Source organism: Micromonospora sp. ATLC16 (assembly GCF_057196645.1).
In genome coordinates, this window is record NZ_JBXUOW010000052.1 from 1 (window position 1) to 12696 (window position 12696).

Sequence of the window (12696 nt, forward strand, 5' to 3'; positions counted from 1 at the left end):
GCGCGGTGCTGGTCGCCGAGCCGGTGCGCCGGCTCTCCGACGTCGCGGCCGGCGCGACGGTGGTCGCCGCCGGCTGCGGCAGCGCGGCCCTGACCGGCCTGCCGGTCCGTCCGGTGAAGGGACAGGTGCTGCGGCTGCGCGCGCCCGATGGCGGGCCGCCAGGCTTCCGGCACGTGATCCGGGGGTACGCCGACGGCGAGCACGTCTACCTCGTGCCGCGCGACAGCGGTGAGGTGGTCGTCGGTGCGACCGTCGAAGAGCGCTCCGACCTCGGTGTCTCCGCCGGAGCGGTGCTGCGGCTGCTGCGGGCCGCCGTCGACCTGCTGCCGGAGATCGCCGAGTACGAGCTGGTCGAGACGCTGGCGGGGCTGCGTCCGGGCACGCCGGACAACGCGCCGATCCTGGGCCCGTTGCCGGGGCAGCCGGGCGTCCTGGTCGCCACCGGTCACCACCGGCACGGGATCGTGCTGACCCCGGTCACCGCAGACGTGATCGCCGACTTGATCACCGGGAACGGCAACTCCGACGCACTGCTGGCGCCCTTCCGGCCGGACCGGTTCGCCGACTCACCCGGCGTCGTGGGCGCAACGGCCGCTCGCACTTTTCCGCACTCGACGGAGGACGACTCGTGGAACTGACCGTGAACGGTGCCGGGCGCAGCCTGCCGGACGGACTGACGGTGGCCGACCTGGTCCGCGACATCACCGGCCAGCAGCGCGGCGTGGCGGTGGCGGTGAACGGTGAGGTGGTGCCGCGTACCGGCTGGCCGGCGACGGTGCTGCGCGGCGGTGACCGGGTCGAGGTGCTCAGCGCCGCCCAGGGCGGGTGAGCCGGATGGACGACGAGTCGAGCGCCTTCGAGTTGGGCGGCGTGCGGTTCACCTCGCGGCTGATCCTCGGTACCGGCGGGGCGGCCAACCTGCACGTGCTGGAGCAGGCGATCCGGGCCTCCGGCACCGAGTTGGTCACCCTGGCGCTGCGCCGGGTGGAAACGGTGCCCGGCGGCTCGGGTGGCCTGTTGGATCTGCTCGACCGATGCGGTGTGCGGCTGTTGCCCAACACGGCCGGCTGCTACACGGCGGGCGAGGCGGTGAAGGTGGCCCGGCTGGCCCGGGACGCGTTCGAGACCGACTGGGTCAAGCTGGAGGTGATCGGCGACGAGCGGACGCTGCTGCCCGACGGGGTGGAGCTGCTGCGCGCCGCCGAGGAACTTGTCGACGACGGGTTCACCGTGCTGCCGTACACCTCCGACGACCCGGTGCTGGCGCGGCGGCTGGCTGACGTCGGTTGCGCGGCGGTGATGCCGGCCGGCGCGCCGATCGGCTCCGGCCTGGGGATCAACAATCCGCACCACATCCGGCTCATCCGGCAGGACGTGGCCGTGCCGGTGATCCTGGACGCGGGGATCGGCACCGCCTCCGACGCGGCGCTGGCCATGGAGTTGGGCTGTGACGCGGTGTTGCTGGCCAGCGCGGTGACCCGGGCAGCGGACCCGGTGGCGATGGCCACCGCGATGCGGTACGCGATCGAGGCCGGCCGGCTCGCCCACGCCGCCGGTCGCATCCCCCGTCGCTTCCACGCCCTGCCATCCACTCCCGACGAAGGCCGCCCTGACCTATGACCGCGCGGACTGATCTCGTGGATCTTGGCCCGGGAGCGCCCCTCCGGGGTCCGGCTCGTACCAAGATCCGAATTCCCTCGGGAGTCGTGCTGCTGACGGATCGGCGGGTGGCGCGCGGTGGCCTGGTTCGGGTGGTGGCGGCGGCCGTGGCCGGGGGGGTGCGGTGGGTGGTGCTACGGGAGAAGGAGCTGCCGCGCGTCGAGCGCCTGGCCCTCGCCGACGAGCTGCGGTCGATCCTGACCGAGGCGGGCGGAACCCTGATCATCTCCGGCCCCGACCCGCTTACCGAGCACGGCGATCCCGACCGCGATGCGCTCGGCGTCACCGCCGACACGCCCGGTGCCGACATCGCCGATGCCTGTCCCGACATCCGGCCCGGCGCCAACGGAGCCAGCCGGTCGGCGGTCGCGCTGCACCTGTCGGCGGCCGGCCCGTATCCACCGCCCGCCGCCGACCTGATCGGCCGCTCCTGTCACGACACGGCGGAACTGCGTCGACTCACCACGGAGGACTACGTAACCCTCTCGCCGGTCTTTCCCACCCGGACCAAGCCCGGCTACGGTCCGCCCCTGCTTCCCGCAGGGCTGGCCGAGCTGATCCAGCGGAGCCCGGTGCCCTCCCTGGCCCTCGGCGGCATCGAGACCCCCGCCCAGGTACACGCCTGCGTCCAGGCCGGCGCCTGCGGCGTGGCCGTCCTCGGCACCATCATGCGCGCCCACGATCCCCAGCAGACAGCCGCCACCCTGACCGCCGCCTTCCACGCCACACCCCCTCCGGCCCCCTCAAGCCGGCACGTCCCGGTGGACCCGTCCACGAAGGAGCCGGAGCCCCCAGCTCGCCACGCCCGGACGACCCTGAGCCCCTCAACCCGGCACATTTCGGCGGGGGATGACCACGACGGGGCCGCGGCCGACCGCAACCACAAGACAACCCCAGACCAAGAGGAACTGCCGTGACCCCAACCACCGTGCTGACCGTCGCCGGTTCCGATTCCGGTGGTGGCGCCGGCATCCAGGCCGACCTGAAGGTCTTCGCCGCGCTCGGCGCGTACGGCACGAGCGTGCTGACGGCGGTCACCGCGCAGAACACCCGGGGTGTGGACGCGGTGCTGCCGCTGCCCCCGCAACTGGTCACCGATCAGCTCGACAGCGTGCTGTCGGACTTCGCGGTGCGGGCGGTCAAGACCGGGATGCTGGGCACCTCGGCCGTGGCGGCCGTGATCGCGGCCGCGGCGGCGGCCGGCCGGCTACCGCAGTTGGTCGTCGACCCGGTGCTGGTGGCCACCAGCGGGCACCGGCTCGGCGTGGCGGAGGCGGTGGAGCGGTTGCTGCCGTACGCCCGGGTGGCCACACCGAACAGCGCGGAGGCCGCCGCGCTGACCGGGGCGGCGGTGACCGACGTGGCGGAGATGACCACGGCGGCGCGGGCCCTGGCGGCCGGCGGACCGGAGTGGGTGATCGTCACCGGCGGCGACGTGGCCGCCGGTGCGGAGGCGGTGGACGTGCTGCACGGCCCGGATGGGACGACGGTGCTGCGCGCCCCGAGGGTGCCGACCCGGCACACCCACGGCACCGGTTGCTCGTTCTCGGCGGCCGTGACGGTGCGGCTGGCGTTGGGCGATCCGGTGCCGGTGGCGGTCCGGACGGCCAAGGAGTACGTGACCCGGGCGCTGACCGGCGCTCGGGACTGGGAGCTGGGCGCGGGCCGGGGACCGATGGACCACTTCGGCTGGTCCGCCTGATCAGGGAGGCTGTCATGCAGGTACGTCGCAAGGTGTACGTCGAGGGATCACGACCGGACGTCCGGGTGCCGTTCGCGGAGGTGGAGCTGAGCGGGGACAACCCACCGGTACGGCTCTACGACACCTCCGGACCAGGCTCGGATCCGGAGGTCGGGCTGTCGCCGTTGCGGGGACCGTGGATCGCCGAACGGGCCGACGTGGCGCCGGTACGCGGTGCCGGAACCCCACTGGCCGGCTCGGACGGCAAGCGGCCGACGCAGCTCGCGTACGCCCGTGCCGGTGTCGTCACGCCGGAGATGGAGTTCGTGGCGATCCGCGAGGGGTTGGCGCCGGAGTTCGTCCGGGACGAGATCGCGGCGGGTCGGGCCGTGTTGCCGCTCAACATCAACCATCCGGAGTGCGAGCCGGCGATCATCGGCAAGGCGTTCCTGGTAAAGGTCAACGCGAACATCGGCACCTCGGCGGTGACCTCGTCGGTGGCCGAGGAGGTGGAGAAGCTCACCTGGGCCACCCGGTGGGGTGCGGACACGGTGATGGACCTGTCCACCGGCAAGCGGATCCACGAGACGCGCGAGGCGATCGTGCGCAACTCCCCGGTGCCGATCGGCACGGTGCCGATCTACCAGGCGCTGGAGAAGGTCGGCGGTGATCCGGTGAAGCTGAGCTGGGAGGTGTTCCGGGACACCGTGATCGAGCAGGCCGAACAGGGCGTGGACTACATGACGGTGCACGCCGGGGTGTTGCTGCCGTACGTGCCGCTGGCGGTGGACCGGGTGACCGGCATCGTCTCGCGGGGCGGTTCGATCATGGCGGCCTGGTGCCTGGCGCACCACGAGGAGAACTTCCTCTACACCAACTTCCGGGAGCTGTGCGAGATCCTGGCCCGCTACGACGTGACGTTCTCCCTCGGTGACGGCCTGCGGCCCGGCTCGATCGCAGACGCCAACGACGAGGCACAGTTCGCTGAGCTGCGGACGCTCGGCGAGCTGACGACTGTCGCCTGGGAGTACGACGTCCAGGTGATGATCGAGGGTCCGGGGCACGTGCCGATGCACAAGATCAAGGAGAATGTCGAACTTCAGCAGGAGTGGTGCCACGAGGCGCCCTTCTACACGCTCGGTCCCCTGACCACCGACATCGCGCCCGCGTACGACCACATCACCTCGGCCATCGGGGCGGCGATGATCGGCATGTTCGGCACCGCGATGCTCTGTTACGTCACACCCAAGGAGCACCTCGGGTTGCCCGACCGGGACGACGTGAAGGCCGGTGTGATCGCGTACAAGATCGCGGCGCACGCGGCGGATCTGGCGAAGGGACATCCGGGGGCGCAGGCCTGGGACGACGCGTTGTCGAAGGCGCGGTTCGAGTTCCGTTGGGAGGACCAGTTCAACCTCTCGCTGGACCCGGAGACCGCGCGGTCGTACCACGACGCGACGCTGCCCGCCGAGCCCGCGAAGACCGCACACTTCTGCTCGATGTGCGGGCCGAAGTTCTGCTCCATGAAGATCTCACAGGATCTGAAGGAGTACGCCGCCCGCGGCATGCAGGACAAGTCCGACGAGTTTGTCGCCTCCGGCGGACGGGTCTACCTGCCACTGGCCTGACCGGTCGGGGCGGAGAACGGGTAAGACTTCAGCGCTCCATGTCTGGGTGACATGATCATGTCACCCAGACATGGAGCGCTTCACCCTTGCCGCTCGCCGGCAGTTACTGAGGGTCAACACGCCGCGCCCGGTGGACGCTGGAACCGGCGGATCCGGGTGCGCGGGCGGGGTGCCTCAGCGTCGGTGGTGCCGCCCCGTCGAACGCAGGGCGCGGCGTGGTTGCTTCGGCGGCGTGGGCTCGTCGTCGTCCAGCGGCCGGCTGAGCCCGGCGACCCAGTCGACGTACTCCTCGTCCTGAGCGGGCAGCGGTTCGTCCTGCTCAGCCGCGGCATCCTCGGTGGACCGGGACCTGCCGCGTCGGAACAGCCCACGTCGGCTCTTCTCCGCTTCGCCGTCGGGCTGGACGTCCTCGGCCCGGGCCGTGGGCGGCTTCGTGAAGGCGGCCGTGAGGTCACGGGCGGTGGCGGCCGGCTCGATGGAGACCTCCGGGGTCTCCGGCAGAGCCGCGGTGATGCCGGGTGATCCGGGTGTAGCGGGCTCGGCCGGCGTGCGACCGAGGTCGGGCAGCGCGAGTCGTTGCCGAGGCTGCGGTGCCGCCTCGGGGGAGACCTCCGCCGCCGGGTGTGCTCCGGCATCATCGGCCGGGGCATCGGCTTCCATCGTGGCCGGTGCCGGCCGGGGCAGGTCGCTGCCGTCGCCCACCGGTGCCGGGTCGGTGGCCGTCTCTGACTGCCCGGCCGTCTCCTGCGCTTCGCGATCCGGCTCCCGCTCGCTCCGTTCGCCGTCGCCGGCGGTCGGATCGGTCTGCGCGACCGGCCAGTGCCAGTGCGGCGGCGAGCCGTCGGAGGCAGCGGCCCGAGAACCGTCGTCGGGACGGTCACCGCCGGTCAGGTGGTCGGTCTCGGTGCCGCTGTCGAGAACGGCGACCGGGTGCGCTGAGGTGGGTGCCTCGCCGGTCGAGTCCCCGGCCGACGTGGGGAGCGTTGGGGGCGCCGGCAACGGTCGGAGGATGGCGGTCGGCTCGATGGCGGTCCCGCTGGTGGGCGTGGCCGGCCGGTGGGTGAGCCGGCCGGTGAGCGGCCAGGGCAGCAGGGCTGCCGCAGCCGAACCGAGCGCGCCGACCAACACCGCGATCAGCGCCCCGTAGTAGGGGGTCAACTGGTACTGGTCGCCCGTGTCACCCGGGCCGGCGGCCAGATAGGCGAACGCCACCAGCACCGGTCCGGCGACCCCGCTGGGCCCACTGACCAGTGGAGGATGCCCTCGCCACCGGGCCGCCGCCGCGGTCGCCACGCCGGCCAGCAGGGTGACCATCGGCAGGATCAGCAGCGCCAGTTGCTGTGCGGTGCCGGCGGCGAGCCAGGCCGGCTCCAGTACGCCGAGGCGCACCGGGGTCAGCGGGCCGCTCGCTCCCAGCGACGGCAGCACGGACAGTAACGCCAGTAGCCAGACCGCTGCGGCCACCGCTGCCATGTTCCAGGCGAAGGGTGGCCGGACCAGCACGGCCAGCGCGGCGCCGGCACCGACCACCGCGCCGAGTCCGGCACAGATGGCCACGGCCCAGACCGGATCGACCGAGATGAGCTCGGCGTTACGGGCCGGCTGCATGCACAGCGGCGCCACGACCGCGGCGCCCAGCGCGGCGCTGCCCGCCACGGCCAGTTGCCGTGGGGTGCCGCTGAGCTGCCCGCCGTGGCGGGTCAGGCGCTCGGTGAGCACGGCACCGATCACGGCGGCGTTGGTGGCGAACCAGCCGGCCCAGACGAGCTGGGCCGGCCACTGGTTGATGCTCGCGCCGGTGAAGCTTCCGGTGAGTCGGACGATGCCGAAGCCGAAGGCGAGACCGAGCTGACCGGCGCCGGCCAGCAGGCTGACGCCGAACGCGGTGAACAGTAGTCGGCTCGATGTCCGATGGGCCATGACCGGCACGTTACGGTCCGTCGCCACCGATCGCCACCGGCACGCCGTGGACGGACGTACGACCTGCTCGCGGCGGGTCTACTTGAACTCGACCAGCCGGGCCAGGTATGTCGTGTCGCCGACGTTGGTGAGCATATGCACGGCGCCTGGATCGCGATAGACCACCCCGCCGGTCGGCTCGTCGGCGTCGATCTGCGCACCGTCGATCGTCTGCACGACGTTCTTGGCGCCTTGGACGGCCACCACGAGATAGGGGTGTTCATGGCGGTGCAACGGCTGACGCTCACCGGCCTCCAGCCGGATGTGCCAGACCCGGACCCGGTCGTTCTCGAAGACGATCTCCTGCCCGACCGGACCGAGCACCGGCTCGGCGTCCGGCGTGGCAACGTCGGGTGGTGTCTCGGTCATCGGGATCCGTCCAGTCGGGGGAGTACCTCGGCAGCGATCAGTTCCAGGTGGTCCAGGTCGGTGAGATCGATCAGGCGCAGATGTACCCGGGTGGTGCCGATCGCCGCGAACTCGCCGATCCGATCGACCAGTTGCTGCGGTGAGCCGACCACCGGGTCCTCGGGCGGTAGAGCGCTCTTGACGTGCAGCGGGGCCGCTCGCCGGCGAGCCTCGCTGTCGGTGCGCCCGATCGCCACCACGATGCCGGCGGAGAGCGTCAACGGCCGACGCCCGGTGCCGGGGCGGTCGATCCGCTGACTGGCCTCCTGGACCCTCTCGTACGCCTCGCGGGCCTGTTCGACGCTGGTGAAGGGGATGTTGAACTCGTCGGCGTACCGGGCGGCGAGCTCCGGGGTGCGCTTGGGGCCCCGGCCTCCGACGATCACCGGAGGGCCGGGGGTCTGCACCGGTTTGGGCAGGGCCGGTGATTCGGTGAGCCGGTAGTGCTCGCCGACATAGCTGAAAGTCCCGCCGGACGGGGTGCGCCAGAGGCCGGTGATCACTTCGAGCTGCTCGGCGAGGCGGTCGAAGCGTTCGCTGGTGCTGGGAAACGGGATGCCGTACGAGACGTGCTCCCGCGCGTACCAGCCGGCGCCGATGCCCAACTCGACCCGCCCACCACTCATCTGGTCGACCTGGGCGACCATCACCGCCAGCGGGCCGGGTAGCCGGAACGTCGCCGAGGTGACCAGCGTGCCCAGCCGGATCCGGCTGGTCTCCCGGGCGAGCGCCGCCAGGGTCAGCCAGGCGTCGGTCGGGCCGGGTAGGGCCGGTTCGTCGCCCATGGACTGGTAGTGGTCGGCCCGCAGGAAGGCGTCGAAGCCGCCCTGCTCGGCGAGCCGGGCGAAGCGGAGTTGGTCGTCGTAGCTGGCACCTCGGTGCGGCTCCGTGAAGACGGCCACCCGCATGCTCATCGCGCCCCCTCGCTTCGCTCGGCGCCGCGACGAGGCACCACCGCACTGCGCCGAATGATTCGCTCGCTCATCGTCCCTCCGTACCGGCTCCCGCCGGCTGGTCGCGCTCCATCAGTAGCTCGTGCAAGTCGGCACTGACCTCGGCGACCTCGGCCAGGTGCGCGTTGCGGCCCAGGGTGCGAGGGCGGGGAATGGTCACCTCGACGACCTTGCGGACGCGGCCGGGGCGCGGGCTGAGCACCACCACCCGGTCGGCGAGCAGCACCGCCTCGTCGATGGAGTGGGTGACGAAGACCACCGTCGCGCCGCTGCGCATGTGCACCCGCTGGAGTTCGCCGGCGAGTTCCTCGCGGGTGAGCGCGTCAAGCGCGGAGAAGGGTTCGTCCATCAGCATGACCCGGGGGTCGCCGATCAATGACCGGCACAGCGAGACCCGCTGCTGCATGCCGCCGGACAGCTCGTGCGGCAGCCGCTTCTCGAAGCCGGACAACCCGGCCACGTCGAGCAGGTCCCGGGCCCGGTCACGGTGTGCGGCCCGCTTCCAGCCGAAGACCTCCACCGGCAGCAAAACGTTGTCCAGCACGGTCCGCCAGGGGAGCAGGGCAGGCCGCTGGAACAACATGGCGATGTCCCGGCGCGGTCCGGTGACCGGCTTGCCGGCGACGGTGACCGCGCCGGAGGTGACCGGGATCAGACCGGAGACCAGCCGCAGCAGGGTGGACTTGCCGCACCCGGAGCGGCCGAGCACCGCGACGAACTCACCCTCGGCAACGTCAAGGTCGATGCCCCGCAACGCCTCGACCCGACCGGCGCGGCCGTCGAAGGTGCGCGACACCTCGGAGAGTCGGATCATCGCCGACGGGCCTCCCCTGAGTGGAAAGTCAGGAACTGGCAAAGGCTATCGGCCTGGGTCCCGTATCGCACCGTCCGGGGTGGACAACACTTTGTATCCGTTCCGCAACCCGATACGCCTGGCGTCACAAAGGTGGGGTTCTCGTACGCTGTGCCCGCGAGAGTCCCCCTCGATACGCGGTGTCGGCTTCCATCCGGCTGCCGGTGCCGCCCCGACAACCCCCTTCCGGCGGCCCGACGCCCCGGTCGGAAAGGACAAGGTGCACTGATGAGAAGGCTGACCCGTACGGTCGCCGCGGCCACGATGGCCTCCGCGCTCGCCCTGGTCTCCGCGTGCAGCAGCGGCTCGGACGACACTGACGGCAACGACGTCGGATCGTCCCTGGAGCAGGTGACCTACCTCACCTCGTTCGGCAACTTCGGGCGCGACTCCTACGCCTGGGTGGCCAAGGAGAAGGGCTACTTCAAGGACGCCGGCTTCGACGTCGAGATCAAGCCGGGGCAGGGCACCGGCGCGGTGATCCAGACGGTTGTCGGTGGTCAGGCGCACTTCGGCCCGATCGACCTGACCGGTGGGCTGCTCCAGCTCGGCAACGGCGACGCCAAGGACTTCGTCGCGGTGGCCGCCATCCAGCAGCGCACCATGGCGGCCATCGCCACCGTCGAAGACAAGGACATCACCACCCCGAAGGACCTGGAGGGCAAGACTCTCGCGGACACCCCCGGCTCGGTGGTTCGCAACCTCTTCCCGACGTACGCGCGGATGGCCGGCATCGACTACACCAAGGTGAAGTGGGTGAACGGCGAGGCGCAGACCCTGATGGGCACGCTGGCCTCCGGTTCCGTCGACGGCATCGGACAGTTCGTGGTCGGCCAGCCGACCATCGAGGCGGTCACCAAGAAGAAGGCCGTCATGCTGCCGTACAGCAACGTGATGCAGGACCTCTACGGCAACGTGCTGATCACCTCCAAGCAGTACGCCAGCGAGAAGCCGGAGCAGGTCAAGCGGTTCACCGAGGCGCTGCTCAAGGGCCTGGAGTACGCCCTGGCCAACCCGCAGGAAGCGGCCGATATCCTGGCCAAGAACGCCGAGGCGGTCGTGCCCGCCGCTGCCGCCGCCGAGCTGCAGCTGATGGCCGGCTACGTCCGCTCCAGCAACTCCGGCACCGCGCTGGGCACGCTGGACAGCGGCCGGGTCGCCAAGAGCATCGCGATCCTGCGCGGCGCCGGCGCGCTGAAGTCGGACCTCACCCCCGACCAGATCATCGACTTCAACTTGGCGCCGAAGTCCTGAGCCGCTCGGTACCGCACGGAGTACGCCGCACCGCATCGCCGGTGCGGCGTGCTCTGCTTCCCGCTCCCTGAGAACGCGCCGATCCGCAGGAGGAACCGATGACCGACGTCCGTCCACGGCAGCCGGAGGCGACGCTCGCCCCCGAGCAGTCCCCGGCCGCACCGCAGGGCCGACGGTGGCGAGCGGACGGCCTGCGCTCGGGTACGACGGCCACCCTGCTACCGGCCGCCGGGCTGCTGGTCGCGCTCGGTGGCTGGTGGCTGGTGGCCCGGCTGGAGCTGATCCATCCGGCCGCCCTGCCGCCCCCCGGTGACGTGCTCACGGCGTTCTCCGACCGGCCGGCGCGGCTGCTGGAGCACGCCGTCGCCACCACCGGTGAGATCCTGCTCGGTTTCGCCCTCTCCGCGCTGGCCGGGGTGCTGATCGGTCTGTCGCTGGCGGCCTCCCGGACGGTCGAGCGGATGTTCACCCCGCTGCTGGTCGCGGTCAACGCCGTTCCGAAGATCACCCTGGGCCCGCTGCTCGTGGTGGCGCTCGGTTGGGGTCAGAAGCCGATCCTCACGATGGTCTTCCTGCTCTGCTTCTTCCCGATCGTGCTGTCCACCGCCACCGGTCTGACCACCACGCCGGCCGAACTGGCCGAACTGGCCCGATCCTGGAACGCCTCCCGTTGGCAGACGTTCCGTAAGGTCCGCTTTCCGGCCGCGCTCCCACAGATCTTCGTGGGGCTGAAGGTCGCCATGCCGCTGGCCGCGATCGGTGCGGTGATCGGTGAGTTCCAGGCCGGTGAGGGGGGCCTCGGCTACGTGATCCAGCAGTACGCCGGCATCGGCGACACCGCCACCGCGTGGGCCGCGATCATCCTCGTCGCCCTGGTCAGCATCCTGCTCTACGCCGCGCTGGTCCTCGTCGAGCGGCGCAGCCTGCCCTGGCTGCGGGAAACCACCTCCAGCCGCTGACCGGCACCGGCTTCCCTCAGCTCGCCAGGCGCCAGCGGCCGTTGCGGGCGATCAGAGTCGTCAGCGCCTGTGGCATCAGCCCGGAGTGGTTGTCCGGCGTCATCCGGATCGGACCGGACAGACCGTCCATCTGCGAGGTCTCCAGCACGTCGCGGAGGCGGTCCCGGTCGACCTCGCCGATCGGTCCGCCGGCCCGCAACTCCGCGTCGGCGATCAGCTGGATCGCGTCCGCGGCGAACGAGGCGGAGCCGTGGTAGCCGCCGTACCGAGCGGTGTAGTCCTGGAACCACTGACGGCGCGCGGCCTTCGCCGGGGTGGTCGCGATGACGTCGTCGATCACCATCGTCTGGGTGAAGACCAGGGTGGCCCGTTCCGCCGACCTGGCGGCCGAGCCGAGGAACAGGTCGCCCGCAGCGGAGGCGTCGAAGAACAGGGCGCCGGTGTAGTCGGCCCGCTTGACCGCGCTGGAGGCGAGCATCGCCTGCTCGGGCGGGGTCCAGATGACCACGGCGTCAGGGTAGGCCGCGGCCAACCTGCCGGCCTGCCCGTCCAACTCCGTGTCGGTGCCGCGGGCGGACGCCTCGGCCAGCACCTGAATGCCGACCTTGCCGAACTCGCGACGCAGGGCGGTGGCGCCCTCCCGGCCGTAGGCGCCGTCGCTGCGCAGGAGGCCGACCGTGTCGATGTTGCGGCGGCGAAGTTCGACGGTGAGCGCCGCCGCGTTGTCATCGGCGTTGGGGGCCAGTTTGAACATGTAGCGGCGCTCCGCGACCGGGTTCACCACGGCGCCGGCCGCCGCGAGCGCGACGGTCGGGATCCGGTTCTCGTCGACCGTGCGCACCGCACCGACCGCGCATTCGTTGCAGCCGCCCATGACGATGGCAGTGACCCGCTTGTCGTTGCTGAAGTCGACGATGTTCCGCAGTGACTCGCTGGCGTCGGAGCGGTTGTCCTTCAACAACAGTTCGACCGTACGGCCGTTGAGTGCTCCCGAGGCGTTCAACTGATCGCGCTTCAGTTCCAGGGCCTGCCGGTACGCCTTGCCGACCCCGGCCGCAGCACCGGACAGTTCCAGGTCGGCGGCGATCACAATCGGGCTCGTGTCCTGTGCCTCTCCGCCGAACTGACAGCCGACGAGGGTGGTGGCGAGCAGGGTCGACACGAGCGCCGTGGCGGTCGCGGAGCGGAAGGGGGTCAACTCGGTCCTCCTGAAGCGGCACGGGCGGGGCCTGGTCACCGGCGGCTCATCCGTCCTCTGTGGATAATGAGACGGCTCTGCCGTACCGTGTGCGCGAAGCCTGCAGAACCTTGCCAATGCCGGGCGCTGTGGTCAAGCGGGCCG

General features: G+C 71.4%; 13 protein-coding genes. 8 read left to right on the top strand and 5 right to left on the bottom strand.

The features are described from left to right. The 6 genes from AC2CHE_RS19905 to thiC all read left to right on the top strand — a co-directional run. The coding region (locus AC2CHE_RS19905; RefSeq protein ID WP_484506398.1) for an FAD-dependent oxidoreductase at positions 1-638 on the top strand (638 nt) is incomplete at its 5' end. Further along, complete coding sequence (thiS, locus tag AC2CHE_RS19910) at positions 629-829, top strand: sulfur carrier protein ThiS (RefSeq protein ID WP_093403646.1); 201 nt, start codon at positions 629-631, stop codon at positions 827-829. The genes AC2CHE_RS19905 and thiS, both read left to right, overlap by 10 nt. A gap of 5 nt (positions 830-834) precedes the next feature. Next, positions 835-1620 carry a thiazole synthase gene (locus AC2CHE_RS19915; RefSeq protein WP_484506399.1) on the top strand — a complete coding sequence of 262 codons (786 nt, stop codon included), beginning with the start codon at positions 835-837 and terminating at the stop codon, positions 1618-1620. A 65-nt stretch (positions 1621-1685) separates the two neighbouring features. Then, positions 1686-2576 (top strand): thiamine phosphate synthase, encoded by an 891-nt coding sequence (locus AC2CHE_RS19920; RefSeq protein ID WP_484506421.1) that lies wholly within the window; start codon positions 1686-1688, stop codon positions 2574-2576. Next, a complete protein-coding gene (thiD, locus tag AC2CHE_RS19925; RefSeq protein WP_484506400.1) occupies positions 2573-3361 on the top strand; it encodes a bifunctional hydroxymethylpyrimidine kinase/phosphomethylpyrimidine kinase in 789 nt (262 codons plus the stop codon). The genes AC2CHE_RS19920 and thiD overlap by 4 nt, the downstream gene beginning before the upstream one ends. Before the next feature lie 14 nt (positions 3362-3375). Further along, positions 3376-4968, top strand: coding sequence for a phosphomethylpyrimidine synthase ThiC (gene thiC / locus AC2CHE_RS19930; RefSeq protein ID WP_484506401.1), 1593 nt, complete (start codon positions 3376-3378; stop codon positions 4966-4968). A 174-nt stretch (positions 4969-5142) separates the two neighbouring features. On the opposite strand, the gene AC2CHE_RS19935 is transcribed toward thiC, so the two are convergent. The 4 genes from AC2CHE_RS19935 to AC2CHE_RS19950 form a co-directional block, all read right to left on the bottom strand. Continuing rightward, a complete protein-coding gene (locus AC2CHE_RS19935; protein WP_484506402.1) occupies positions 5143-6888 on the bottom strand; it encodes a hypothetical protein in 1746 nt (581 codons plus the stop codon). A 78-nt stretch (positions 6889-6966) separates the two neighbouring features. Then, complete coding sequence (locus AC2CHE_RS19940; RefSeq protein ID WP_484506403.1) at positions 6967-7296, bottom strand: cupin domain-containing protein; 330 nt, start codon at positions 7294-7296, stop codon at positions 6967-6969. After that, positions 7293-8243, bottom strand: coding sequence for an LLM class F420-dependent oxidoreductase (locus AC2CHE_RS19945; protein WP_484506422.1), 951 nt, complete (start codon positions 8241-8243; stop codon positions 7293-7295). Before AC2CHE_RS19945 ends, AC2CHE_RS19940 begins: the two co-directional genes overlap by 4 nt. A gap of 73 nt (positions 8244-8316) precedes the next feature. Next, on the bottom strand, positions 8317-9102 hold the full coding sequence (locus AC2CHE_RS19950; protein WP_484506404.1) for an ABC transporter ATP-binding protein: 786 nt from the start codon (positions 9100-9102) through the stop codon (positions 8317-8319). 267 nt (positions 9103-9369) lie between these two features. Between AC2CHE_RS19950 and AC2CHE_RS19955 the strand changes: the two genes are divergently transcribed. Further along, the gene (locus AC2CHE_RS19955; protein WP_484506405.1) at positions 9370-10395 is read left to right on the top strand and encodes an ABC transporter substrate-binding protein; all 1026 of its coding nucleotides are present in this window, start codon (positions 9370-9372) and stop codon (positions 10393-10395) included. A gap of 98 nt (positions 10396-10493) precedes the next feature. After that, positions 10494-11354, top strand: a complete 861-nt coding sequence (locus AC2CHE_RS19960) for an ABC transporter permease (protein WP_484506406.1) — start codon at positions 10494-10496, stop codon at positions 11352-11354. A 16-nt stretch (positions 11355-11370) separates the two neighbouring features. Here the strand turns inward: AC2CHE_RS19960 and AC2CHE_RS19965 are convergent, their stop codons facing one another. Continuing rightward, positions 11371-12552: an ABC transporter substrate-binding protein gene (locus AC2CHE_RS19965; protein WP_484506407.1), complete on the bottom strand. Its 1182-nt coding sequence runs from the start codon at positions 12550-12552 to the stop codon at positions 11371-11373. Between the last annotated feature and the right edge of the window lie 144 nt (positions 12553-12696).

Bases quoted from the DNA above. Each gene is read 5' to 3' on its own strand.
- AC2CHE_RS19940 (WP_484506403.1), bottom strand. From the start codon at position 7,296: ATGACCGAGACACCACCCGACGTTGCCACGCCGGACGCCGAGCCGGTG.
- AC2CHE_RS19950 (WP_484506404.1), bottom strand. From the start codon at position 9,102: ATGATCCGACTCTCCGAGGTGTCGCGCACCTTCGACGGCCGCGCCGGT.
- thiC (WP_484506401.1), top strand. From the start codon at position 3,376: ATGCAGGTACGTCGCAAGGTGTACGTCGAGGGATCACGACCGGACGTC.
- AC2CHE_RS19945 (WP_484506422.1), bottom strand. From the start codon at position 8,243: ATGCGGGTGGCCGTCTTCACGGAGCCGCACCGAGGTGCCAGCTACGAC.
- AC2CHE_RS19960 (WP_484506406.1), top strand. From the start codon at position 10,494: ATGACCGACGTCCGTCCACGGCAGCCGGAGGCGACGCTCGCCCCCGAG.
- AC2CHE_RS19935 (WP_484506402.1), bottom strand. From the start codon at position 6,888: ATGGCCCATCGGACATCGAGCCGACTACTGTTCACCGCGTTCGGCGTC.
- AC2CHE_RS19915 (WP_484506399.1), top strand. From the start codon at position 835: ATGGACGACGAGTCGAGCGCCTTCGAGTTGGGCGGCGTGCGGTTCACC.
- AC2CHE_RS19955 (WP_484506405.1), top strand. From the start codon at position 9,370: ATGAGAAGGCTGACCCGTACGGTCGCCGCGGCCACGATGGCCTCCGCG.